Consider the following 23,017-nt stretch of genomic DNA (forward strand, 5'->3'; position numbering starts at 1 on the left):
CATGTCGACATCTGTTTCCCAAACACCCTCTACCTGGAGGACGAAAGTTCCTCAACTTGCTCTGATCCTGATTACCATCATCTGGGGTGGCAGTTTTATTACCGTACAATATGGCCTGAATTTCAGTAGTCCGGTGATCTTTGTCGGGTTACGCTTTGCAGCGGCGGCAATTGCCGTAACTGTGCTGTCCCTGAAGCACTTGAAAGGCATGACACTTAAAGAAGTGGCAGCGGGCGCCATCATTGGGGCTGTGATTGCGATCGGTTATGGAACACAAACGGTGGGTCTGCAAACGATTAGTAGCAGTGAATCGGCCTTTCTGACTGCGCTGTATGTTCCCTTAGTGCCTCTACTGCTGTGGCTGCTATTTCGTAAGAAACCGCATTTCATGACCTGGGTCGGTGCCCTGTTTGCCTTTCTCGGTCTGATCTTTTTAACCGGTAATGGCTTTGGTGCCATCCAGCTGAATTTTGGTCAGGCGCTGACTTTACTTGGTTCAATTGCCATTGCGCTTGAGATTATTTTTATCAGTCATTTTGCTCCGAAGGTGAATACCCGGCGTGTCACCGTGCTACAACTCATTTTTGCCTCGCTATTTTGTTTTCTGATAGCACCGATACTGGGTGAATCTCAGCTACCTGACTTTCACTGGCATCTGGCAGGTATTTTGGTCGGTCTCGGTATTGCCAGTGCCTGTATTCAGTTGGTAATGAACTGGGCACAGGAAATGGTAGATCCTTCTCAAGCTGCGATCATTTATGCGGGTGAACCGATCTGGGCAAGTTTATTTGGACGTATGGCGGGAGAACGTTTGCCTGCGCTGGCACTTCTAGGCGGATTGATGGTGGTACTTGGGGTGATTGCCAGTGAGTGGAAACCAAAGTTTTTCAGAAAAGAAAAAATAGAAGAGTTGAAGGAAGATCTTTCCTAAGCTTATGAACTCCCCCTCTTAGAAAAGGGGGAGTTTTTTATCTAGAGAAATATAGCTAATCTTATTTGGTATACATCGGTCGATTGTCATTCAGACGCATAATGCCGCGAATCGCGCGATAGACAATCCAGATCCAGGAAACAAAAACCACAACCAGACAGAAAGTGGATGCGCCAAAAGCGACGCCCGCAAACAGGTCCGGATCTTCATGGGTAAAGAACAGGAATAGGAATGGCACAAAGGCTACAATATTCCAGAACAGATACCACCAGAAACTGCGGATTTGCCAGGTAAAGTGGCTTTCAAAAATCGAACCTCGTACATCCGAGCGCTTCACATAGTTAATAATCAGTGCAATCACTGCCAGCAAGCCACCACTAAAAATGGCCACGATATATAAGATATAAAGAATCAGGGTTAGCGTGCGATTTGAGTCTTTATCAATTGAATAGTTCATCTACGCTCCTGTGGTTATTTCTAGATATTCAGGCTGTTGAAGGGAGAAATCAGCCATATAATCAAAATGATGTTAAAAGCTATAGTACAAAAATAAATTTGCCGGAAGGGTTGTTTTTGTGTTTTATGCCGTAATTTTTGCTGTGCCAGCCAGGCTGCCGGCCATCCTCCCAGAAAAGCCACCAGATGCAGGGTGTTTTCCGGAATACGGCGATTGCCCAGTTGTGCCGCTTCCTTATCCTGGGCATACAGCCAGTAACTAAGGACATTCATCAGGCTCACCAGCAACAGGATCATTCCACTCAACAAGCCGGCTAAACTTAGTCCCGCTAATACCAGAATATAGGCCACAGAAGCAACCTGCATCGGCTGTAGTCTTTCTGGCTGACTTCGGCCTGATGTTTTAGTTTTTGTTTTTGCAGTTTTGGTTTGCGATGCTTTCAGGTACATAACCTGCTGGGCACGATAGCGTCCCTGCTCATCCAGAATCACCAGATAATCCAGCGCACAACCAACAATTGGCCGTGGACCGGGACGGGCAAAATCCTTGATATGCAAAAACACGCGATCTTTGGCCGGATCATTAGGCTGAATAAAGCCATAGCCTTTGTCATCAAACCATTCCACTAAACGTCCCTGATCGCGCATTTTGCCTGTTCCTGTTTATTCTAAATTTAAGCTGTCACGAATTTTAAACGTTCAATCAGCATGTTACGCATCTCTTCCGGATTTTTTTGCAGAATATCTTCACCGGTGCGGCCTTCAGCAGCATTTTTCTGTGCCACCTGTAAACGCATCATCCAGAAACGGCCCGCAGCCATCGCCAGGTAAAGCTCCAGACATGATTTTTCATCTGCAGTTAAAGGACGAACAGTTTCATAGGCTTTTAAAAAGGCATTGGCCTTTTCTTCATTTAAGGTGACTTCCGGATAATTGGTACAGAAGTCATTTAAAGTAATCGCAATATCAAACAGGAATTCATCTTTATTCAGCTCATAAAAGTCCAGAATTCCTTTCAGCTGATCACCCTCAAACAGGGTATTGTCACGAAACAGATCCGAATGGATAAAGCCACGTGGACGATCCGGATATACTGCGGTTAAAGCTTCATACAAGCCCAGAAGTTTACCCAGTAAGACTTTATCTGCTGCGTTCAGACTCGGTTTAATTTCCTGTGCTACGTTATACCAGTAGGCATGGTCACGGACAAAGGCACGCTCAAGTTTAAAATCTTTCAGTGCGACATGCATTTTGGCCTGAGCAATGGCAATCGCTTCCGCCTGCGCAACGGTAGATGGCATCGGATGCTCGCCCATCATGCGTGGTGCAATTTGTGCCGGCTTATTTTTTAGCGTATGAATGGCTTTGCCTGAGTGGGATAAAGGCACCGGTACGGCCAGACCTGCCTGACCCAGATGCTGCAAGACCGGCACCAGTTCTCCAGCGGCCTGTTCATCCATATCTTCAAAAACAGTCAGCACATATTGCTGGTTTTCGCAGACCAGAAAATAGTTCGTATTCTGGATACCTCCTTGAATGGGAATCAGATCAATCACCTCAAGTCCATAAGGTGCTGCAAAATCCTGAACTTCCTTTAAAGTCAAAGTGGTATAAACCGACATAGAAAACCTGCGAAAAAACTTACATATTTTTGCTAGAATACCGTTTCCATCTACCAAGGTGTAGCGCTTGCGTGGGTGAGTTTCATAATCGGCTGTAATAATTGGAAAAATTTATGCTAGCTAAACGTATTATTCCTTGTCTGGACGTCGACAACGGTCGCGTAGTCAAGGGTGTTCAGTTCCTTGATATTCGTGATGCGGGTGACCCGGTAGAAGTGGCACGCCGTTATAATGAACAAGGTGCCGATGAAATTACTTTCCTTGATATTACCGCTACACATCATGGACGCGACACCACTTACCGTACCGTTGAGCGTATGGCTGAATCTGTATTCGTACCGCTTACTGTAGGCGGTGGCGTGCGTAAAGTGGAAGATATTCGTCTACTGTTAAATGCAGGTGCAGATAAAGTCAGTATTAACTCGGCAGCAGTCTTCAATCCTGAGTTTGTACAGGAAGCCTCACAGCGTTTTGGCGCGCAATGTATCGTGGTAGCGATTGATGCCAAAAAAACTGGCGAGAATAAATGGGAAATCTTTACCCACGGCGGACGCAAACCGACCGGCATTGATGCCCTGGAATGGGCAGAGAAAATGGCCAGCTATGGCGCAGGCGAACTGTTAATTACCTCTATGGATGCCGATGGCACCAAAGCAGGTTATGACATTCCACTCATGCGTGCCATTAATGACCGTGTGACTGTACCGACGATTGCTTCAGGTGGCGTAGGCAACTTGCAGCATCTGGCTGACGGGATTATCCATGGTGGTGCCGATGCAGTACTTGCCGCCTCTATTTTCCACTTTGGCCAACATACCATTCCTGAAGCCAAGGCTTATCTAGCTGCTCAAGGCATTGAAATGCGTCTTTAAACGACAGCCTTCAAATGAAAAAGAGCGTGAATATCACGCTCTTTTTTTATGCATTATTCTTAGAAATCATTTAAATTCTGGACAAAAAAAAGGAGTCTTGCGACTCCCTATAAAAACCAAGAAGAACTACAGCACTTGGTATCTTTGACATTTACAATATAACTCAATCTGTATGCAGGTTGATAAGACTTTCAATCATCAACAGACGCAAATATAGGTGAAATCCTGAGCACAATATTGACAATATATGCAGAATTTATTGACAAATCACGACAGGGCTAACCAAAGTGAGAAATAGTTAACATTTTATGTGGCAGATTACTCGAAATTTAAGTTATTTAATCACGATCTTTAGCCCATTTAGCCGGGAAATAACGCTGGGTTAAGTGGGTTAAGCGCGTAGAGATCTGTTCCGGCAACGCAATACCAAGAGGATTTTTTTCCTGTAAATCTGCTGAAGAAATCACCCGAGTTCCCATCAAATAATCAAACCAGGGCTTGGTCACGCACCAGTTGGCATCCTGGTTACTGTTCATATGGTGATCATAATGCCAGGGAATTTTTTTTCTGGCCCATTCTGGTTGCAGATGTGCCCGCCGATGCATATAAAAATAATTGCCTGCACTATATAGCGTGGCCAGAAACATGCCCTTGGACAAGGGATAAAAAGCCAGCCCGAATACGCTTGCTGCGACGGCCAGTGAACCGATTTCATTGCGGATTCGCCAGTTTTTCAAACCTTCCACATAGGCATAATCAGAAAATCTGGTCTTGCGAACTTCACGATGATGTTCCCAATGTGAACGCATGCTGTCCGGCACTGGGCTATAACGTGTCTGCCCTGCCCGATGCGTACCATGCAGTACATATTTATGCGCAAACCATTCAAAGCCATTGGCTACGACGAGTCCTGCCAGAAAACCTTTCCACATGATCTTTTACCTCTTGGTCTATTTTTCAATATAGGCTAAGTAAAAGACTAGATATTGACCAAAATATTCAATATGATTGACAAAATACGACAAAATAAAAGAATTAAAAAATGCTGGTTCTAAAAAACTACGTAGGCTCGATATACGGTGGTTTAGGACATTTACTTTTGGACTATTATCAGCTGAAACAGCTCGAAGTCCCTGAGAAATTATTGGCCATTCAAAATCTGGAACGCTTTGATTTTACTCTGTGGCGTGATCTGCTGACGACACTTGATCAACAGCTGCAGCGCCCGGCTTTGGGCCTGGAAATTGCGCAACTGGTCGAGACTAAACATCTCGGGATTATCGGTTATCTGGCACTTTCCAGTGACACGCTGGGTGAAGCCTTCATGCGCTATCATGACTACCATCGCCTGATCTATGATGGTAGCCCGCTACAAATCCAGGGGCAAGGAGATCATCTTTCGATTGCCTGGGGTGAGGTTCCTTTTAAGATGAGTACGCAACTGACCGATGAAATCGCGATTGCACTCATGATCGAATTTATTAAATCGAATATTCTGGATAATAATCATCTGCATCTGCATGAAGTGCATTTTCAGCATCCAACACCCAAAAATATAGCATTGTATGAACAGTATTTCCGCTGCAAGGTTCGTTTCGGTCAAGCCAAGACTCAAGTCCTGATGCCGGTCAGCGAGCTGTCTACGCCTTTAAAACAGGGTGATCAGACCCTACAAAAGCTTCTGAAACAACAAGCTGAAGCTTTACTGGAAAAATTCCCCAATTCCACCCAGGTTGACCAGCAGTTACAGCAGGCGATTCTGGTGGGCCTGCAAAAAAACCAGTTCCAGATCGAGCATATAGCCAAACAGATGAATTTTTCCGTGCGTCAGTTACAACGCCATTTGCAGAAACAGGGCAAAACCTATCAGCAACGTATGCAGGAAATCCGCTGCATGATGGCCATGCAATACCTGAAAGATCCTCATCTGAGTCTGCAGGAAATCAGCATGCTGCTTGGCTATTCTGAGCAGAGCGCATTTCAGCGTGCCTTCAAGCAATGGACAGCTCAGACCCCACAACAATGGCGCTCAGAATATCTGGAAACTCAAGTGCAGGAAAAATTTCTGGACTATCCTGCTACCGCAGAGATTAATGTCCCATATCAGATTTAAAAATTTGAATAAAATAAAAAAGCTCCTCATCCAAGGAGCTTTTTTCTAGCCGGAATAGTGTTTTTAAGAAATTTCTATAAAAATGGATTTTCAATTTCATCCGCATCATTGCGTTCAATTTTTTCTGGCAGATCCGGTGTTTCTTCGAGCTGCTGCACAATATCATTTAACAGTGCCTGCAAGACTTTGGCTGCCTTGAGACCAGCCTGGTCTTTGGTAATTTGCAGATTGCCATACAGACTGACACAGTCCAGATCATTCTCAACTGTCAGATCATGAATCGCATGGGATTCGGTTCCATTTTCAAATGCTTTAAACATTAATTCCTACTCTGTTTTATTATTTTTACTCACCTGTCTTCAGCATGCTACCTGAAGCCTGCTTTTTACAGCAAGCTCCTTTTCACTATTTCAGCAGCTGCAGGATGTATTGCAACAAGGCCTCAATCAGCTGTTTAACAATCGTGTCCTGGGTATCATGATCGATCCCGTTCTTATTAACTGATGAGCTGGTATTGCTTGTACTGGCTGAACTTGAGGCTAACGGCTTGAACTCACGCTGCAGTTTTTCCAGATCTTCTTTCGGCACGTCTTCAGCACACTGGCTTTCTGCATCCCAATTCGAATAAGCAATTTTCTGGTTGGCCTTCACAGCATTTGCAGTCAGTGGCAGATGATAGGTATTGCGTTTCTGTTCTTCAGTTAACTGAGGAAACAGGTTAATGCCAAGCTGCTCTTCCAAATAGCAGACACTGACAATGCGAACCTTGAGCGAGTTATCATTAGGAGCATAGTAGGCACCAATGGCACCAGTTTTCGGCATGTAGATCGCTTTATACACGGCAGTTGGTACAATTACACCCTTGCCAATAGTTTTCAGCTTTTTGGCAGCAAAGACTGGCCCGGTCACTACATACACGTCCTGCTTCTGCTTGGTCACAATGGCACGGGTCGCTTCTTCCAGCTCACGCCAAACCTGCTGATTGTTCTTTGGTGCCTGCGGGACCATATTGGCCAGCGAGAAACTGTCAGACTGTGAAGCTTTATTTGGCATATCTGCATTTGGCGCCATATGGCCACGGTCATAGCCTGAACCACGATAGTCAGCCAAAGTCGCACGATGAGCAGCATTTAGTCGTGTTTCTTCATGGAAGTTGTCTTCACGTGGAATTTTCTGGCTCAGACGCTTCGGTGTTAATGCCTCCGCCACCCACAGTGGCGTTTTGGATACACCGGAATATCCCACATTAAAGCCATTAAAACACAGTGAATAACTGTCTTTTTTCAGGCTGTCTTTCATCAGGTAAGGCGGGATGTCCCGGTAAAACTGTTCCAGACAGCTCGAATTCGATGTAGAAGGCAGAGAAATCCACTGACTGATTTTTTCCTGGCCAAACGCAATCGCAAAACTCCCGGAAGCAACCATTGCCAGGATCACTTTCACGCTATTTTCATTAAAAAACTGAAAAACTGAATTCTTTGACTTACGCTGCTTCTTTGCCATGCTACACGTGCTTTTAAGATCAAAATCGGGGGTTTTGCGAGCTTAACAAGCCGTGTATATGAAGTATATCTTACCCTCTTTATTTGCCTAATAATTACACAATCTACCCCTATATTCTTAAATCTTGTAACAAAGTGTCGTTTTTTTAGTGAGCTTTCAGCGCGGTTTTTTAACCTTTAAGTAGCTTTGATTGTGACCTCTTCTTGAGTGTGCAAAGCTATTTGACTACTCAAATTACGTACAATTATTAGCAATGGAGTTAATTTATGAATTCCAAACTATCTAAGTTATTAGGTCTCGGAATATTTACAAGTGTGATCAGTGCCGGCGCATTCGCTGAGCCTCCTGTACAAGCGGGTGAAACACTTGAAAGCTTGTCTAAAGCTAAAATTAGTACCACTGTAAATGGTCAGCAAGCCTCACTGGAAAGCCTGGTGAACTCTGGACAGATTCGTCTGGTAAACCAGCCAATGTCTGCACCTGCTCAGCCAGGCCAGCAGCCACAACAATCAATGCCAAATCAGCCAATGCCAACACCAGGCATGCCTGATGCACCTGTTGCACAACCAGAAATGCCGGATACCAATCCAGCTCCAGCCAATCTTGAGTCTGAGCCAGCAGCCCCTGCTACAGAACAGGAAATGACTATGGGTGAAGCTGTAGAGCAACCAGCTCTTGAAGAACAGCAAGCTGCTGCACCTGAAGCGGCTGCGATGACTGAACAAACTGAAATTGCAGTAGAAGCTGAAGCCGATCCTGCAGTAGATGCACCTTTAAATGCCGCCCCTGAAATGCCCGCTGAGACAGCTGAGACAGAAGCAACAGAACAATAATTTGTTATAAAGCTTTCTAAATTCTCTCCCCTAAAAAACCAGAGCCTAGCTCTGGTTTTTTTATTTTTACATCTCGATCTGACTACCCAGTTCAACCACCCGGTTGGTCGGAATCTGGTAGAAGTCGCTGACTGGACTGGTATTACGTTGCATGGAAACAAACAGTTTTTCCCGCCAAGGTGCCATTCCCTCTCCTACCGTATGCATAATCCGTTCCCGGGAGATAAAGAAACTGATCTGCATCAGGTCATATTCAAAACCCCATTCTGCATACGCATGCTGCAATGCTTCCGGAATATTGGGCTGATCCTTAAATCCGTAATACATCGTGACTCGATAAAAATGCTCACTGAGTTTTTCCAGTTTGATGCGTTCTTCATCACCGACAAAAGGAATATCCCGGGTAATGACTGTTACCAGAATATTGCGCTCATGTAGCACCTTGTTGTGTTTGATATTGTGCAACATCGCATGCGGCACAATGGTCGGAGTTCCGGTCAGGAAAATCGCTTCACCCGGCACAAACTTGGTGCCTCCACCGATTGAAATACTCTTAATAAACAGGTCAATTGGTAGCGCATCTTTTTCCAGACGGTTCAGAACCAGTGCACGACCATCTTTCCAGGTCATCAGAATCGTAAATAATGCCGCCCCGAGCAGAATCGGCACCCAGCCACCTGATGCAATTTTTAAAGACGTTGAGGCTACAAAAACCAGATCCAGCATCAGGAATGGTGTGGCAAATAACACCACTTTCCAGATTGGCCAGCGCCAGAAACCATAAGCCAGAATGCTGATTAAAATGGTTCCACAGAGCATGGTCATGGTGACTGCGACCCCATAAGCACTTGCCAGCCGGGCGCTATTTTCAAAGAGCAAAATCAGAATCACTACGGAAATAAACAGCATCCAGTTAATGAATGGCAGATAGATCTGACCACGTTCTTCGGCTGATGTGTGCTTTACGCTCAGACGCGGTAAATAGCGCAGTTGAATGGCCTGATTCACCATGGAGAACACCCCGGTAATCACCGCCTGTGAGGCGATCACAGCAGCTGCTGTCGCCAGACCAATCATTGGATATAAGCCCCATTCCGGAAGCAGCATATAGAAAGGATTTTCCAGTGCTTCAGGACGGCGCAGCAATAATGCCCCCTGTCCGGCATAATTCAGTAACAAACATGGCAATACGATAATGAACCAGGCTAGACGAATCGGCAGACGACCAAAATGCCCCATATCGGCATAAATGGCTTCACCACCAGTCATGGTCAAAATCACGGCCCCCATGGTTAAAAAGGCCACAAAAGGCTGATCGACCACAAAATGATAGGCCCAGTATGGATTCACCATGGCCAGTACTGTCGGGGTCTGGATGATACTCCACAAACCAAAACCACCAATTGACAGGAACCAGAGTAAAGTCAGTGGACCAAAAAATTTACCCATGGTTCCGGTACCATGACGTTGTACCAGAAAGAGTCCTGCAATAATCCCGATCGATAAAGGTTCTAACCATTGATTAAACACAGGTGTGGCAATACTCAGCCCTTCAATCGCAGATAACACAGAAATTGCCGGGGTAATAATTCCGTCACCAAAAAACAGCGATGCCCCAATAAAGCCAAGCGCAATCAGGTAAATTTTCTTGTCATCAGAAATACGTGTGGTTCGCAAGTTGAGGGCCAGCAAGGACATGATTCCGCCCTCACCGTTGTTATCGGCACGCATGATGATGGTGACGTATTTAAAGCTCACTGTCAGCATGATGCACCAGAAGATCAAGGACAAAATACCTAACACCGAAGCTTCACTAATGGCAAGGTGCGACGTCAGAAAACATTGGCGTAGTGCATACAATGGACTGGTTCCAATATCTCCAAAAACAACCCCAAGCGCAGCCAGCGTAATTACCGGGAGAGCTGCTTTCTGTGCAGTGCTTTGCATATATCGTCTTCGTTTTTAACAAGCATTTTTGCGAATCATAGCACTGCGCTCAAAGTTTTTCCGCAAATCAATTGTTTCAAGCTTGGCAGACTGGCTTTTTTTCTATATCATCCACGGCCATGGTGAGGTGTCCGAGTGGCTGAAGGAGCACGCCTGGAAAGTGTGTATACGTTTATAGCGTATCGAGGGTTCGAATCCCTCTCTCACCGCCAAATTCGACTTTTACGGTAGTTCACCGTAGTGCAAAAGGCTTGATCCTAAAGGGGTTGAGCCTTTTTTGTTGCCTAAATTATGAGGTGATGTATTAAAAATAAAAGAATAACCATACAAGTTACATAAATGATGCCGGATGGCTGTTGAATGACACTGAGGAATATTCGAGCATGATCTTATCTTGGTAAAAAATGATGGATCGCTATGAAAGATGATGAAAAGCCCCTAAATTTTGATGATGATAACGAGCCTCTGGATTTCGAAGATGAAGAGTTCACTGACGATAAAAAAGAGGACGAAATGTACAACCCGATTACTAAGGATGGATCAAGTGTAGATCCTGCAGATGATGGCACACGTCATCTTCGTCCTGAAGATGGTGATCCGCTAGAAGTCGAGCCTTAAGCCCTAGCCCAATTTTATATTGGGCTTTTTTTATAGTCTAAAACCCTAAAAGTGAGCATCTTGGATAGATGAATTGAAAAAGGATAATTCATTTTACTGGTTATTTTTGAGATGAGTATTGCTTGCCTTTTCTTTTGATAGATTTAAAGATGTGAAGATATAGGCTGGGATATATTGAAATAAATTCTCTGGATAAAACCATGATATATCCATTTTTATTACTTTCTTAACTTTATGTTCTTCTTTTAGTTTATTTATATGATGGAGACTAAAACTGGCATAAAAATAGCTTAATTTAATTGTCATCATCGCTATGTTATGGTGGAATCAAAACAGGATAAAAGGAGAATAAAAACCAAAAGATAGAAAACGTTATTGCTTGAGTCTTCCTTATTTGGGTTAGAAAAAAGTGGAAACACTGCTATTCGGAGAGTGGACATGAATAACAGCGCAAACTACATGAAACAGATCAAAAATGCCAAACGCGGCGGTTATACCCCAACCATTGCCAAAGACGTCAACAAACATAAGATTCAAAAAGCCCTAAAACTAATTGAACAGTGGAGAAGTCTCGCTCAAGAACTCAAACCTCAAATGCAGTTTGATATGGCCTTTACTTTAGAGGAATGCGCACAAGACCTGGATCGGATACTCAAAAGCAGATAATTCCCTTTTAACTCACTCATAATAGATTTTAAATATCAACCCCTTATCCTTGCCCATATCACTGATATGGGCAATTTCATGATTTAAATGTAGATGCCTGAGTGAAGATGCTTCAATGATCAGCAATAAAAAATTGGTTATAAGATTGAACGGTTATTTTTTGGCTTGCGCCCTTAAGAAAAATCTGTAAAATGCACTCCACAACGCCGGCATAGCTCAGTTGGTAGAGCAACTGACTTGTAATCAGTAGGTCCACAGTTCGAATCCGTGTGCCGGCACCATTTTCTTAGCCTCGCTTTTTAGTGAGGCTTTGATGTTTCTGGGCTTGGTATTTTTATATAGCTGTGCTTTTGCCTTGAATACTCAGATCGCCTGCGCTGTCACCTGTACATATCGCACGATCCCATCCTGATATAACTTCTGGCAAAGCTTTGCCGTCATCCGGATTTTAAACTGATCCAGTCTTTTGCCTTTTTGTTTCAATTTCTTTGAATTTAAATTCTGATTTACATAATCAGCAAAACCTGAAAATACCGCTTCGGACAGATCTTCAATCTGAATATTCTTAAATTCAAAATTTTCCAGACAATGATAAAGCTCATTTTCCGACATCAGGTTTTTTAAATCGACATCGGCGGATTTCAGCAGAAACTGATATTTACGCTTTTGCAGCGCATTCAAGCTGTCCCATTTTTCCGACAAGATCAGATGATGAAAGCCAATCCGTGCATTGGCGTTCAATACACTGCGTACCTGGTCTAGAAGTTCGGGAACGGCACTATGATAGGCAGCATCCAGACACAGCACCACATCAAAGCGCTGGGAAAAATGCATGTCTTTTAAACGCAGGAAAGAAGCCGGATAGATGGCATTGAGATCAGGTAAATGCTGTTGAATATTCGCCACACAAGCTGGCTGAAGTTCCACACCGGCCAGATATTGCACCTGATAGTATTGCTGCCAGTGCAACAGACTGGCACCTTGGCCACAGCCCAGATCCAGCAATTTATCCTTTGAATTTAAACCGACCGTTTCTGCCAAATGGTCGGCCAAAGTTTGACAGGCAGCTACATAATCCTGCTGCCCTGCCCACCAATAACCCAGATTGCTCCAGGGCAACTGTGACTGATCTCCCAGCAACGATGCATCAATTGCATATTTATGTTGAGGAAGACGCTGACGAAGTGCCTGAAACCATTGCATCAATCAATAACCGAGTTGGGGTGCTACCTCGATCTTAGGTTTAAGTCCTTCAAATGGCAACGGTGCCCCCATAATTGCGGCAATTTTCATAGCAGAAGTCACAGCAGATTCTAGAATTGGCAAACCATCCGATGACCATGAACCGCAATAGAACACTTTACGGTTCATTTCCAGATGGCGATGCTGTAATTCTTTATTGAGAGCGATAGTATTGGCATCCACTACCGCACGGGTCAAGGTCACTGAGGAAATCACTTTTTTCGGATCGATCTCAGTCACAGGACGCCAGGTCTGGAATACCGGTGATTTACCCACCAGACTCGGTTCAACCGCATTCAGCCAAACCGTAAATTGCTGACGGGTAAACTTGCGATCCATCATATAGCTGAGTACAGCCCAGTCCTTACGCTTTGGAGGCATCACGCTGCTATCACGGTGAATGACCAATTCGCCCTGTTCGAATTTGAATTTCTTTAACAGCTCGATATCGCGTCCAAACTGCTCATGATCCAGGAATTCATCAATATGATTGGTTGGTGTCGCCACCACGACGCGATCAAAGGTTTTCGACAGACCAGCTGCATTTTCTACCAGTACTTTGTCGCTCTGCTCTTTTACCGAAACGATCGGCGCACCACTTTCAATGTGAATGCCTTCAATCAGCTTGTCTACCAAAGCCGGAGTACCGCCCTGCATACGTAATAAGGCATCACCATCCGTTAGCTGACGCAGGAAAATCAATAAAGGTTTGGCTGGCCATTCACCAATGGTTTTTGGATTACAGGTACAGATGGTATACAGCACCGGCATCACCGCACCATGCCAGAACACTTCTTCAATCTCATTGCGATTGATAAATTCTGCCAGGCTGATGTCCTGATTTTTGGATTTAAAGAATTTTGCCAAGGCTGTTTTGAGTTGCAGCAAACCTTTAACCAGACGCCAGCCATATTGCTGGATGCCTTTGCGGTTATTGATAATCGGAATATTGCCAATCTTGCTACGTGATGTGGTTAGCCAGGTTTCTACCCGGTCTTCAAACAGCCAGCTACAGGCCATATAAGTACGTACCGGGTAAGTTTTAATGCCCAGATGAGTCGCCAGACTTAAGGTATTTTTCCACAGATAAGGATTCATCACACGTAAAGGTGCGTCAATGAGGCCTCCTTCAAATTCGAGACTATGACTGTCCATGCCGCGACCCTGAAGCGCTTCAAAAATAGTAATGCGATGTCCTGCGTCCTGAAGAATTCTGGCAGTAGCCAGTCCAGCCATGCCACTACCAATTACTGCGATATCCAATCTGATCATCCGTCATTGAAAAACTAAAAGAAATTATGAACCATGCTTTCGGCAAATAGGTTATTAAAATCTTCCAGAATACTTTTTTTTCGTAAGTCTGAGTTAACGTAACTTTACAAATAAATTACATTTTTTGAATAGCAAAAAACGTCTTTATATAGAGCGAATTAAACCGCCATTATATTTAAATATTTAAAAATAAATCTTTAAAAAACAAATGATTTAATTAACCGATTTTTTAATCATCGGTTTACAAAGGCTGCGAAATACCCTATAATATGCAGCACAAGAAAGAGATAAATTCATAGAGATAAACAAAATGAATTTATCCCAGAAACTCGTAAAAACGACAAGAAATTCCAGCGCATTAGAAAAAAAAGCCTCTGCTTGTGCAGAGGCTTCTTTGTTTTAAGACCGATTGTATTATTCGGCCTGTACCGCGATTTCACCAAATTTACCCTGATTAAAATATTGAAATGCCTGAATAATTTCTTCCTTAGTATTCATCACAAATGGGCCATAACCTTGAATCGGTTCATTCAGCGGTTCACCGGTCAAAAGCAGAAATTTAGTATCCTGATCGGCTTGTAGCTGAATTTCAGGATCATCATCACGCGCAAACATGACAATAGAGCTATCCAGTACTTTTTGACTGCCATTTACCACCAGCTCACCCGCCAGTACAACCAGCAAAGCATTATGTCCGAGAGGTACATCTAAGGTTGTTTCATACTCTGTTTTTAGCTCGCCGTCCCAGACATTTACCGGACTAAAGGTATGCGCAGGGCCATAATGACCTCCGAATTCTCCGGCAATCACCCGAATATGTCCTGCACCTTCATCCATTTCAATCCGTGGAATCTCAGCTGCAGTAATGGCCTGATAACGTGGCGCGGTCATTTTGTCTTTGGCTGGCAAGTTGACCCAGAGTTGAACCATTTCAAACAGACCGCCCTTTTGGGCAAAGTCTGGAGAATGAAATTCTTCATGCACCACTCCGGCACCTGCTGTCATCCACTGTACATCACCAGTCTGAATCGTACCGCCACCGCCACTGGAGTCCTGGTGGGTCACTGCCCCCTGATAAGCCAAGGTTACAGTTTCAAAACCACGATGCGGATGTGAACCTACACCATGCTGCTCAGTGGTTGGCGCAAAGTGATACGGCGCTGCATAATCCAGCAATAAAAATGGGCTAATGGCCTGCCCCAAACGGTCATAGGAAAACAGGTTTTTGACCGGGAAGCCATCACCGACCCAATGCATGTTTTGATTATGGTAAACACCAATGACTTTTTTCATCTTTTACTCCTATATGCAATAGGATGAACATGCAGCTATTTTAAGCTTTATCAGCAGTCATCAGTACCGTACTTCTAGAATGCAGTATTTCAAATATAAGACGATTCGACTCTTAGATTTCTGTGTAGCTACTTATAACTTTAGCGTTGCTCATAAGACGTTAATTTAAGTAGTCATGAGCAGTAGACAATAAAAAACCCAGCGCTGAGGGCTGGGTTTTTTTAAACTCGATAAAGTGTTACCGAATTAGATTTTACCGACCAGGTCAATTGAAGGAGCAAGAGTCGCTTCACCTTCTTTCCATTTTGCAGGACATACTTCACCTGGATGAGCATGTACATATTGAGCCGCTTTTACTTTACGAAGCAGTTCTTGCGCGTCACGACCGATACCACCCGCGTTGATTTCAACGATCTGGATTTTACCGTCTGGATCGATCACGAAAGTACCACGATCCGCCAGACCATCAGCTTCAATCAGTACTTCAAAGTTTTTCGCCAAAGTCCAGGTTGGATCGCCAATCATTGGATACTGGATTTTACCAATCACGTCAGACGTGTCATGCCAAGCTTTGTGCGTGAAGTGTGTGTCGGTAGATACTGAGTAGATTTCTACGCCCAGTTTCTGGAATTCAGCATACTGATCAGCAAGATCGCCTAATTCTGTTGGACAAACAAATGTGAAGTCAGCAGGATAGAAGAATACTACAGACCATTTGCCTTTCATGTCCTGCTCAGACACTTCAATAAATTGGCCATTATGGTAAGCAGTTGCGTTGAATGGCTTAACTTCAGTATTGATTAAACTCATAAGTCTATTCCTATCTATTCGTGAAAGTGTGTGTTCATTTGATGTAGTTAAGAATACGCAAAAACTACCAATAGGTAAAACCGTAACTTTTCATAAAAACTATCGGTTTTTTAGATTTATAATTCCTTTTATTTTTATCTTTCTGATTTGTTTAATCGATTTTGGTGGATTCACTTTCTTGAAAATGCTGTATAGATTGCCAAGCCGATTTTGCTAAGGCTGCTGCATAGTGTTTGGGAGAGGCGTGGACTCGACTAGATAACCAGCTCCGGCAATAACTTTCAGTGGGTCCAATAATCAGTGACATCAGCAGTTCCAAGGGAACAGCTTGTAATTGACTGATATCTGCCTGCTGAGCCAGCCATTGCTTTAATTCCTGATTGCGCTGCTGATTCGACTGCTGTAACTCCTTTTTGAAGTCACTGCTTTGAACTGTATGATGCGCAGCATAAAGAAAGCGGGCAAAATCAGGATACGCTACGACCCAATCGATATAACTCTGAATCACCGCCTGTATGCCTTGTTCAATACCCTGAACTTGTGACAAAGCCTGCAAACGCTGCTCCGACTGATCTGTGAGCGCTGCAATATACAGTGCTGCAATGATCCCCTCCTTGTTTTTAAAATGATGGTAGATCGCCCCGATACTGGTATCGGCCTGATCACGGATCATTTCAATCGTAGTCGCAGCAATGCCTGTACGCAGAAACTCTGTCAATGCGCATTCTAGAATCTGACGTTTGAGTAAAGCCCTTCTTCCCTTAAAAATCCTTTCCAGCAATTCTATGTTTTGCATCTTTAATATTTAAATCCTCTCTATTTTTAAAAGCAGGCTGGCAGCCTGATGTCTGGTTTTTGTCAGATGCGCCAATACAGAATAATATTCTGTATGAGAATATTATTCTGATTAAAAATAATATACAGGAAGTTATAGATGAGCCAAGCCCTAAAAATCTGGAACAGCTTAGAAAATAAGCCAGTCGGTAAATATCTTTTTTCTAAATTACTTTGTCTAAAAGCACCTTATTTCGGCAGTATTTCTCCACTGTTTGAAGATTTAAAGCCTGGATATTGCGCAGTGAGCATCAAGAAACATCGTGCCGTGCTGAATCATTTAGGCACTGTACACGCGATTGCCATGTGCAATATGGCTGAACTGGCAGGCGGCACCATGACCGATGCAACCGTTCCAAAGACCCATCGCTGGATTCCCAAGGGTATGCAGGTCGAATATGTCAAAAAAGCCACCACTGACCTAGTTGCAATTGCGACACCTGCTGAGCCTAACTTTATATGGAATGAAGGCAGCGATTATCTGGTCAATGTAGAAATTAAAGATACTACAGAAGAAGTTGTGTTTCGGGCGGTGATCACCATGTGGGTGTCCGTGAAAAAATAGAAGAACCCAGATATGAAAAACCCGCCAAATGGCGGGTTTTGATGATGGTTTACCTTTCTAATGTCGGGATTAAAACGGAAGATCATCATCCAGATCGGCTGCAGGTGCTGCTACTGGAGCAGGTGCAGACTTCGGCGCATAACCACCCTGGTTATTTTGGTTATTGTTGCCATAACCACTGCCCTGATTATTGTTAAAACCGCCTTGCTGAGGCGCTGAGCCATAACCACCTTGAGGATTATTGCCATAACCGCCACCCTGGTTATTGTTATTAAAACGTGGCTGGTTAAAACCATTATCGCCCTGCTCGCCTTGTGGACGACCAGAATCCAGCATTTGCATTTGCTCACCACGGATTTCCGTTGTGTAGCGTTCTTGACCGCTTTGATCTGTCCATTGACGGGTACGTAATGAACCTTCGATATAAACTTTAGAACCTTTGCGCAGATATTGCTGTGCAATTTCACCTAAACGGTTATGCAGCACAATACGATGCCATTCGGTTTGCTCTTTACGTTCGCCCGTATTTTTATCAGTCCATGAATCGCTGGTTGCGATAGAGAATTGAGTGAGAGAACCACCATTTGGGAAAGTTTTGGTCTCAGGATCTCGACCTAAAGTACCAACTAAAATGACCTTATTAACACCACGCATCAGACGTACACTTCCTATTTATTTCTATATTTTACTTTATAAGAGTTATGTTTAAATGGCTACCTCTTTACCTAACAAGTGCGTTAATTGTTGTCGCGAAACATCATCAACCTGCTGTTTATCGACCTTGACAAAGGCGACTTGCTGTTCAGACATGACCACAACCTCTTCAATACCACGAATCGCCAAAAGTTGAGAAGTCCATTCATCTGTTTGTTTACTCTCTGGCAGACGAAGCACGAGCGATGAAAGATAGCGTGGTTGAGCCAACCCAAAACTCATGAGCAGCCAAATTATAGCAATTGCCGATAAAATACTCCAACCGAGCGAAGTGTTGTTGAGTAACAACAATTGTCCACCGATAATCCCGCCAAAAAACGCGCCCAGAAACTGACTACTGGCATTCACGCCCATCGCAGTGGCTTTAGATTGAATCGGGGCTGCTTTGGACAACCATGAGGGCAATAAGGCTTCCATGACGTTAAAGGCAATAAAGAATAAACCTAATCCACCGATCAGCACATATTTGGATTCAAAGCCAAAAATCATGATCAACAGACCCAGAATAATCCCGCCAATCGCTGTCAGGAAAATACTGCGCATCTTGCGATATTTCTCTGCCAGTACAATGCTCGGGAAGGCAAAAAACAGACTGACGACCAGCAGCGGCAGATAGACCCAACCATGGCTCGATAATGGCAGTTCAGCAACTTCAATCAGTTGCGATGGCACATAAATAAACATGGCTGTGAGCAGCAAATGCAGGGTAAATACTGAAATATGCAGACGGTTCAGATCCCCCATTTTCAGGACCTGTTTTAGCTGCTCCAGATAGCCCTGCTGAAAATTTTTATGATGACGGGTAACTTTAGGGACCATCAACAACATCGCAATCGCAGCCAAGCCCATTACGGTGGTCACCCAGAACAGACCGGAAATGCCGACCAGTCCTGTCACCCATGGCCCCATGGTAAAGGCCACCACAAAGGACAGGCCGATACTCATGCCCATCACCGCCATGGCTTTCATGCGGTTTTCTTCGCGGGTCACATCGGCCAGTAAGGCCATTACCACTGCTGAAACTGCTCCACCACCCGCAATCGCACGACCGATGATCACGCCATAAATGGTGTCAGACATTGCAGCAATCGCACCACCTAGAGCGAATAGCAACAAGCCCAAAACCACCAGTGGCTTACGGCTATAGCGGTCTGCAATCAGGCTAAACGGAATCTGTAAAATGGCCTGTGTCAGGCCATAAATACCCACCGCCAGACCAATCAGTGCCGGCGTAGCATATTCATATGACTGCCCTGCTACCGAGAATACAGGGATGATCATAAACAACCCCAGCATGCGCAGTGCGAAAATACTGCTCAGGGCAAAGGTCGAGCGACGTTCTAAGGCATTCATCATAAAGTCTGGCGATCGAGTTAGTTAATCTTGATGCGTAGATTATAGGCCATTCCGCTCAAAGGAATGCATGAATTTTATTTGAAATAAAGATGAGGACTATCTGAAAATTGACATCCTCCCCCAGCTAAAGCAAGGGGATTCCTACTGCTAGACGCTCATGCCCGAGCGCAAGAATATTCAGTGCGGAATTTACATCCCGATCCCATGAGCTACCACACTCACCACACTGCCACTCTCTTATTCCTAAACCTGCTCTACCTTTCGGACTACTGGAGCGTGAGCCACAGCACGAACAAGTTTGGGTGGTATAGGCTTCATTGACTTCTTCATACCATACCCCTGCGTTCTCGCATTTATACTTGAGCATGGTTCTTAGTGTTGTCCAACTGGCATCTAACACAGACTTGGCTAGTTTGGTTTGCGCTAATGCTTTGGCATTCACATTGCCAACGAAGATTGCTGCATGTTCTTTTACTAGTTTATGGCTGAATTGATGCAGCATGTTTTGTCTTACATTTTTAATCTTGGCGTGAATTGCTTTCACTCGTTTTTTATTTTTTGCACGTTGAGCAATACCAAGTTTTTGTTCATATTTCCGATAGATTTGAGGGGCTTTAAGTTTTACACCATCTGAACAAGTGACTAAATCTTTTAAACCTAAATCTATGCCAATTGAGGTTTTAGCGGTGGTTTTCTCTGTTTTAGCATTGTCAACTACAAGACATACATACCAACGGCCTCGGCTATCTTCAACGAATGAGCCTGTTTTAACCCTGTATTGACTTAAACCGTAACTATCCCATAACTTGAATTGGTGTTTACCATATTGAACACAGCCATCAGCATATTTGATTGCAACCTTTTTAAACGGTATCCAACCTAGTGAACGTCTAGCTGATTTTTTATTACTGACACGCCATTTTAGTTTTGCTTTTTTGAACTGCTTGCGTCTTGTGACCAATTCTTCTGTCACTGCCTGAATAGTTTGACTGTGCAAGTTGCATTCTTTCGATGTGCCTTTCGTGTATTTTGCAATATCGTATGCTGAAAAGAATTGTTGTTTTTTTTGAAGATGTTTAAAACACAAATCATTGACATAATTCCAAACAAAATTTACTTCGGATGCTAACTGATTTAGCACCTTGCAATGTTTGTCTTTTATGCGTAATTTGAGTGTCTTCATCCAATTATTTTAACAGTATTTTTCTTAATAGTGACTATAGTACAAGTATTTAAAACGACATTTCGTGTCGTTCATGTGGTTTACTCCAGTCGCTTATATCCTCGTGCTGAACCACGAGGTTTTACGCTCCAATGGATAAAAAAGCGTAGCCGGAGCTACGCTTCTGTTCAGCGATCACAGGACTATTTGCCTGCTTTTAATAACTGACGCTTGGTATATTGGATTGAAGCAATGACTGCCCAGATAATGAAAGCCACACCGATTAGACCAGTTACCACTTCAGGGATATGTACACCGGTACTGCTTGCCAGCATGATAAATGCCAGAGCACCAATCGCATAGTGTGCGCCATGTTCCAGATAGATATAAGCATCCAGCGTGCCTTTATCGACCAGATAAATGGTCATCGAACGCACAAACATCGCACCGATAGCCAGGCCTAACATGATGATTACCACGTCAGATGTAATCGCAAAGGCCCCAATTACCCCGTCGAAACTGAAAGATGCATCGAGTACTTCTAGGTAAAGGAAACCACCAAAGCCGGCTTTTACCACGCCAGTTGGCACACCTTCAGCATCATGACGAACGGCGTTACCCTCTTCGTCTACTTCCGGTTCCCCGCCCAGCATATGGCTTAGGACCTGTACCCCGATATAAATCACGATCCCCCAGATCCCAGCCAGAATAACATCCAGACGTTTCGCTTCTTCAACCTGGAAATCCATGATTAATAAGGCAATCAGGGTAATAAAGACTGACATCGCCGGAACGTTCGCCAGATGCGCCAGACGGCGTTCCAGCATGCGTAACCAGTGGGTGTCTTTTTCTTCATCCAGGAAGAAGTTTAGGAATACCAGCATCAGGAAGGCACCACCAAAGGCAGAAATTTCGGCATGATGTGCCATCAGTTTGGCCGAATATTCTTTTGGTGCATTTAAGGCGAGCTGCACCACTTCCATAAAGCCCATATCCGCAGTCACGGCCACAATGACCACAGGGAAAATCAGGCGCATCCCGAAAACTGCAACCAGAATCCCGACTGTCAGGAAAATCATTTTCCAGAAATGATCCCAACCGCGCAGGACGGATGCATTGACAACCGCGTTATCAAACGACAACGACACTTCCATAATCGCCAGAATAGCGGTAATGGTCAGTGCTGTGAACATGGTTTGCAGGCCCGCTTCCGGACCATGGGTAAATCCCCAATAAGCAGACAAACCAAGGCACACGATCGAAAATACGATTGAGAAACCAAAATGTTTCAACATATATATCGACCTTAGATAAATTTCATTAAATGCATTTCTTTAAACGTAGAGAAATACTAAGACTAAAAGTTGTCCCAATTATGAAACTTTTGCCGCATAAACCAAAGCACTTCCTGAACCATTTTTAGGTATTTTCTGCTTTTCAGATTTGCTGATCTTTTAAACAGATTCATCTTTGCTATAGTGCTGGAGGTTTTGACTTCAACTGCTAAGGATTTCAGTATGAGTTTCTCTCAAGATGTATGGCAACGTAATCTCGGACTTTATCAAAAGACATTAGCGCTGCCTTTTAACCAGCAACTGGCGCAGGGAACATTAAGCCGTGAAGCCTTTAGTCATTATGTGATTCAGGATGCGCATTATCTGCTGGCCTATGGCCGTGCACTAGCAGTCTGTGCAGCCAAAGCTTTTGAAGCAGATGACGTGATCCAGTTTAGTGAAGCAGCTAAAACTGCCATTGTGGTCGAACGTAGTTTGCATGATGGCTTTATGCAGGATTTTGGCATCAGCAAAACCCAATTTGAAAATACACCTTTGACTCTAGCCTGCCATCATTACACCTCTTATTTACAGGCAACGGCCTGGGCAGAAAGTTATCCGGTGGTTCTGGCTGCCCTCTTGCCATGTTTCTGGATCTATGCAGAAGTGGGTAAGGATATTGTCGATAAGGCTGCACCAAATAATCCGTATCAGGCCTGGATTGATACCTATGCCGGGGAAGATTTTCATACAGCGGTACGCAATGTAATTGCTACTGTAGATCGGGTGGCAGCGCGGGTCGATGCCGATACTCTAGAAAAAATGCATCAGGCCTATACCCATGCAGCACGTCTGGAATGGCTGTTCTGGGACAGTGCTTATGAACAACGCCAATGGCCGGGTCTGGATAATTAATTTTAGTTTCTATTGACTG

General features: G+C 44.0%; 24 protein-coding genes and 2 tRNA genes. 10 read left to right on the top strand and 16 right to left on the bottom strand.

Going from position 1 to position 23,017, the window contains the following annotated elements:
- Position 1: 1 nt before the first annotated feature.
- A complete protein-coding gene (locus AC4MCD_RS13430) occupies positions 2-931 on the top strand; it encodes a DMT family transporter (protein WP_419365800.1) in 930 nt (309 codons plus the stop codon).
- 61 nt (positions 932-992) lie between these two features.
- On the opposite strand, the gene AC4MCD_RS13435 is transcribed toward AC4MCD_RS13430, so the two are convergent.
- The 3 genes from AC4MCD_RS13435 to AC4MCD_RS13445 are packed head-to-tail and all read right to left on the bottom strand — an operon-like array spanning position 993 to position 3,009.
- Positions 993-1,388: a DUF4870 family protein gene (locus tag AC4MCD_RS13435; protein ID WP_004781593.1), complete on the bottom strand. Its 396-nt coding sequence runs from the start codon at positions 1,386-1,388 to the stop codon at positions 993-995.
- 20 nt (positions 1,389-1,408) lie between these two features.
- Entirely contained in the window at positions 1,409-2,035 is a 627-nt protein-coding gene (locus AC4MCD_RS13440) for a DUF1294 domain-containing protein (RefSeq protein WP_419375163.1), read from the bottom strand.
- 26 nt (positions 2,036-2,061) lie between these two features.
- On the bottom strand, positions 2,062-3,009 hold the full coding sequence (locus tag AC4MCD_RS13445) for a homoserine kinase (protein ID WP_419375162.1): 948 nt from the start codon (positions 3,007-3,009) through the stop codon (positions 2,062-2,064).
- 113 nt (positions 3,010-3,122) lie between these two features.
- On the opposite strand from AC4MCD_RS13445, the gene hisF reads away from it, so the two are divergent.
- Complete coding sequence (gene hisF, locus AC4MCD_RS13450; protein ID WP_004781588.1) at positions 3,123-3,881, top strand: imidazole glycerol phosphate synthase subunit HisF; 759 nt, start codon at positions 3,123-3,125, stop codon at positions 3,879-3,881.
- A gap of 338 nt (positions 3,882-4,219) precedes the next feature.
- Here the strand turns inward: hisF and AC4MCD_RS13455 are convergent, their stop codons facing one another.
- Complete coding sequence (locus tag AC4MCD_RS13455; RefSeq protein WP_005232599.1) at positions 4,220-4,813, bottom strand: hypothetical protein; 594 nt, start codon at positions 4,811-4,813, stop codon at positions 4,220-4,222.
- A gap of 110 nt (positions 4,814-4,923) precedes the next feature.
- On the opposite strand from AC4MCD_RS13455, the gene AC4MCD_RS13460 reads away from it, so the two are divergent.
- Positions 4,924-5,994, top strand: a complete 1,071-nt coding sequence (locus AC4MCD_RS13460; protein WP_419375161.1) for an AraC family transcriptional regulator — start codon at positions 4,924-4,926, stop codon at positions 5,992-5,994.
- A 74-nt stretch (positions 5,995-6,068) separates the two neighbouring features.
- On the opposite strand, the gene AC4MCD_RS13465 is transcribed toward AC4MCD_RS13460, so the two are convergent.
- Entirely contained in the window at positions 6,069-6,314 is a 246-nt protein-coding gene (locus AC4MCD_RS13465; protein WP_004781584.1) for a hypothetical protein, read from the bottom strand.
- A gap of 85 nt (positions 6,315-6,399) precedes the next feature.
- A complete protein-coding gene (locus AC4MCD_RS13470; RefSeq protein ID WP_419365794.1) occupies positions 6,400-7,497 on the bottom strand; it encodes a DNA/RNA non-specific endonuclease in 1,098 nt (365 codons plus the stop codon).
- 266 nt (positions 7,498-7,763) lie between these two features.
- Here AC4MCD_RS13470 and AC4MCD_RS13475 point away from each other — a divergent pair, with 266 nt between their 5' ends.
- Positions 7,764-8,330, top strand: a complete 567-nt coding sequence (locus AC4MCD_RS13475; protein ID WP_419365793.1) for a hypothetical protein — start codon at positions 7,764-7,766, stop codon at positions 8,328-8,330.
- A gap of 66 nt (positions 8,331-8,396) precedes the next feature.
- On the opposite strand, the gene AC4MCD_RS13480 is transcribed toward AC4MCD_RS13475, so the two are convergent.
- A complete protein-coding gene (locus AC4MCD_RS13480; protein ID WP_005232606.1) occupies positions 8,397-10,277 on the bottom strand; it encodes a potassium transporter Kup in 1,881 nt (626 codons plus the stop codon).
- Positions 10,278-10,398: 121 nt separating this feature from the next.
- Between AC4MCD_RS13480 and AC4MCD_RS13485 the strand changes: the two genes are divergently transcribed.
- The 4 genes from AC4MCD_RS13485 (at position 10,399) to AC4MCD_RS13500 (ending at position 11,842) form a co-directional block, all read left to right on the top strand.
- Positions 10,399-10,489: transfer RNA gene (locus AC4MCD_RS13485), tRNA-Ser, on the top strand.
- A 205-nt stretch (positions 10,490-10,694) separates the two neighbouring features.
- Entirely contained in the window at positions 10,695-10,895 is a 201-nt protein-coding gene (locus AC4MCD_RS13490) for a hypothetical protein (protein WP_004781578.1), read from the top strand.
- A gap of 438 nt (positions 10,896-11,333) precedes the next feature.
- Positions 11,334-11,561, top strand: a complete 228-nt coding sequence (locus tag AC4MCD_RS13495; RefSeq protein WP_004781576.1) for a hypothetical protein — start codon at positions 11,334-11,336, stop codon at positions 11,559-11,561.
- Positions 11,562-11,766: 205 nt separating this feature from the next.
- A tRNA-Thr gene (locus tag AC4MCD_RS13500) sits at positions 11,767-11,842 on the top strand.
- Between the two features lie 82 nt (positions 11,843-11,924).
- Here AC4MCD_RS13500 and AC4MCD_RS13505 read toward each other — a convergent pair.
- The 5 genes from AC4MCD_RS13505 to AC4MCD_RS13525 form a co-directional block, all read right to left on the bottom strand.
- A complete protein-coding gene (locus AC4MCD_RS13505) occupies positions 11,925-12,764 on the bottom strand; it encodes an SAM-dependent methyltransferase (RefSeq protein ID WP_419375159.1) in 840 nt (279 codons plus the stop codon).
- A gap of 3 nt (positions 12,765-12,767) precedes the next feature.
- Positions 12,768-14,075, bottom strand: coding sequence for an FAD-dependent oxidoreductase (locus tag AC4MCD_RS13510; RefSeq protein WP_419365791.1), 1,308 nt, complete (start codon positions 14,073-14,075; stop codon positions 12,768-12,770).
- 414 nt (positions 14,076-14,489) lie between these two features.
- Positions 14,490-15,368 carry a pirin family protein gene (locus AC4MCD_RS13515; RefSeq protein ID WP_419375158.1) on the bottom strand — a complete coding sequence of 293 codons (879 nt, stop codon included), beginning with the start codon at positions 15,366-15,368 and terminating at the stop codon, positions 14,490-14,492.
- A gap of 246 nt (positions 15,369-15,614) precedes the next feature.
- The gene (ahpC, locus tag AC4MCD_RS13520; RefSeq protein WP_005232609.1) at positions 15,615-16,178 is read right to left on the bottom strand and encodes an alkyl hydroperoxide reductase subunit C; all 564 of its coding nucleotides are present in this window, start codon (positions 16,176-16,178) and stop codon (positions 15,615-15,617) included.
- A gap of 151 nt (positions 16,179-16,329) precedes the next feature.
- Positions 16,330-16,974, bottom strand: coding sequence for a TetR/AcrR family transcriptional regulator (locus AC4MCD_RS13525; protein ID WP_419375157.1), 645 nt, complete (start codon positions 16,972-16,974; stop codon positions 16,330-16,332).
- Positions 16,975-17,112: 138 nt separating this feature from the next.
- On the opposite strand from AC4MCD_RS13525, the gene AC4MCD_RS13530 reads away from it, so the two are divergent.
- Entirely contained in the window at positions 17,113-17,577 is a 465-nt protein-coding gene (locus tag AC4MCD_RS13530; RefSeq protein ID WP_419375156.1) for a hotdog fold domain-containing protein, read from the top strand.
- A 69-nt stretch (positions 17,578-17,646) separates the two neighbouring features.
- Here AC4MCD_RS13530 and ssb read toward each other — a convergent pair whose 3' ends face one another.
- The 4 genes from ssb to AC4MCD_RS13550 form a co-directional block, all read right to left on the bottom strand.
- Complete coding sequence (gene ssb / locus AC4MCD_RS13535; protein ID WP_034170220.1) at positions 17,647-18,231, bottom strand: single-stranded DNA-binding protein; 585 nt, start codon at positions 18,229-18,231, stop codon at positions 17,647-17,649.
- A gap of 51 nt (positions 18,232-18,282) precedes the next feature.
- On the bottom strand, positions 18,283-19,647 hold the full coding sequence (locus tag AC4MCD_RS13540) for an MFS transporter (RefSeq protein WP_034170221.1): 1,365 nt from the start codon (positions 19,645-19,647) through the stop codon (positions 18,283-18,285).
- A 124-nt stretch (positions 19,648-19,771) separates the two neighbouring features.
- Positions 19,772-20,830: an RNA-guided endonuclease InsQ/TnpB family protein gene (locus tag AC4MCD_RS13545; protein ID WP_491876276.1), complete on the bottom strand. Its 1,059-nt coding sequence runs from the start codon at positions 20,828-20,830 to the stop codon at positions 19,772-19,774.
- 182 nt (positions 20,831-21,012) lie between these two features.
- On the bottom strand, positions 21,013-22,104 hold the full coding sequence (locus tag AC4MCD_RS13550) for a DUF475 domain-containing protein (protein WP_491876277.1): 1,092 nt from the start codon (positions 22,102-22,104) through the stop codon (positions 21,013-21,015).
- Positions 22,105-22,326: 222 nt separating this feature from the next.
- Here AC4MCD_RS13550 and tenA point away from each other — a divergent pair, with 222 nt between their 5' ends.
- Positions 22,327-22,998, top strand: coding sequence for a thiaminase II (gene tenA / locus AC4MCD_RS13555; protein ID WP_419365786.1), 672 nt, complete (start codon positions 22,327-22,329; stop codon positions 22,996-22,998).
- Positions 22,999-23,017 lie beyond the last annotated feature (19 nt).

This window comes from Acinetobacter sp. CAU_H_78, assembly GCF_058599365.1.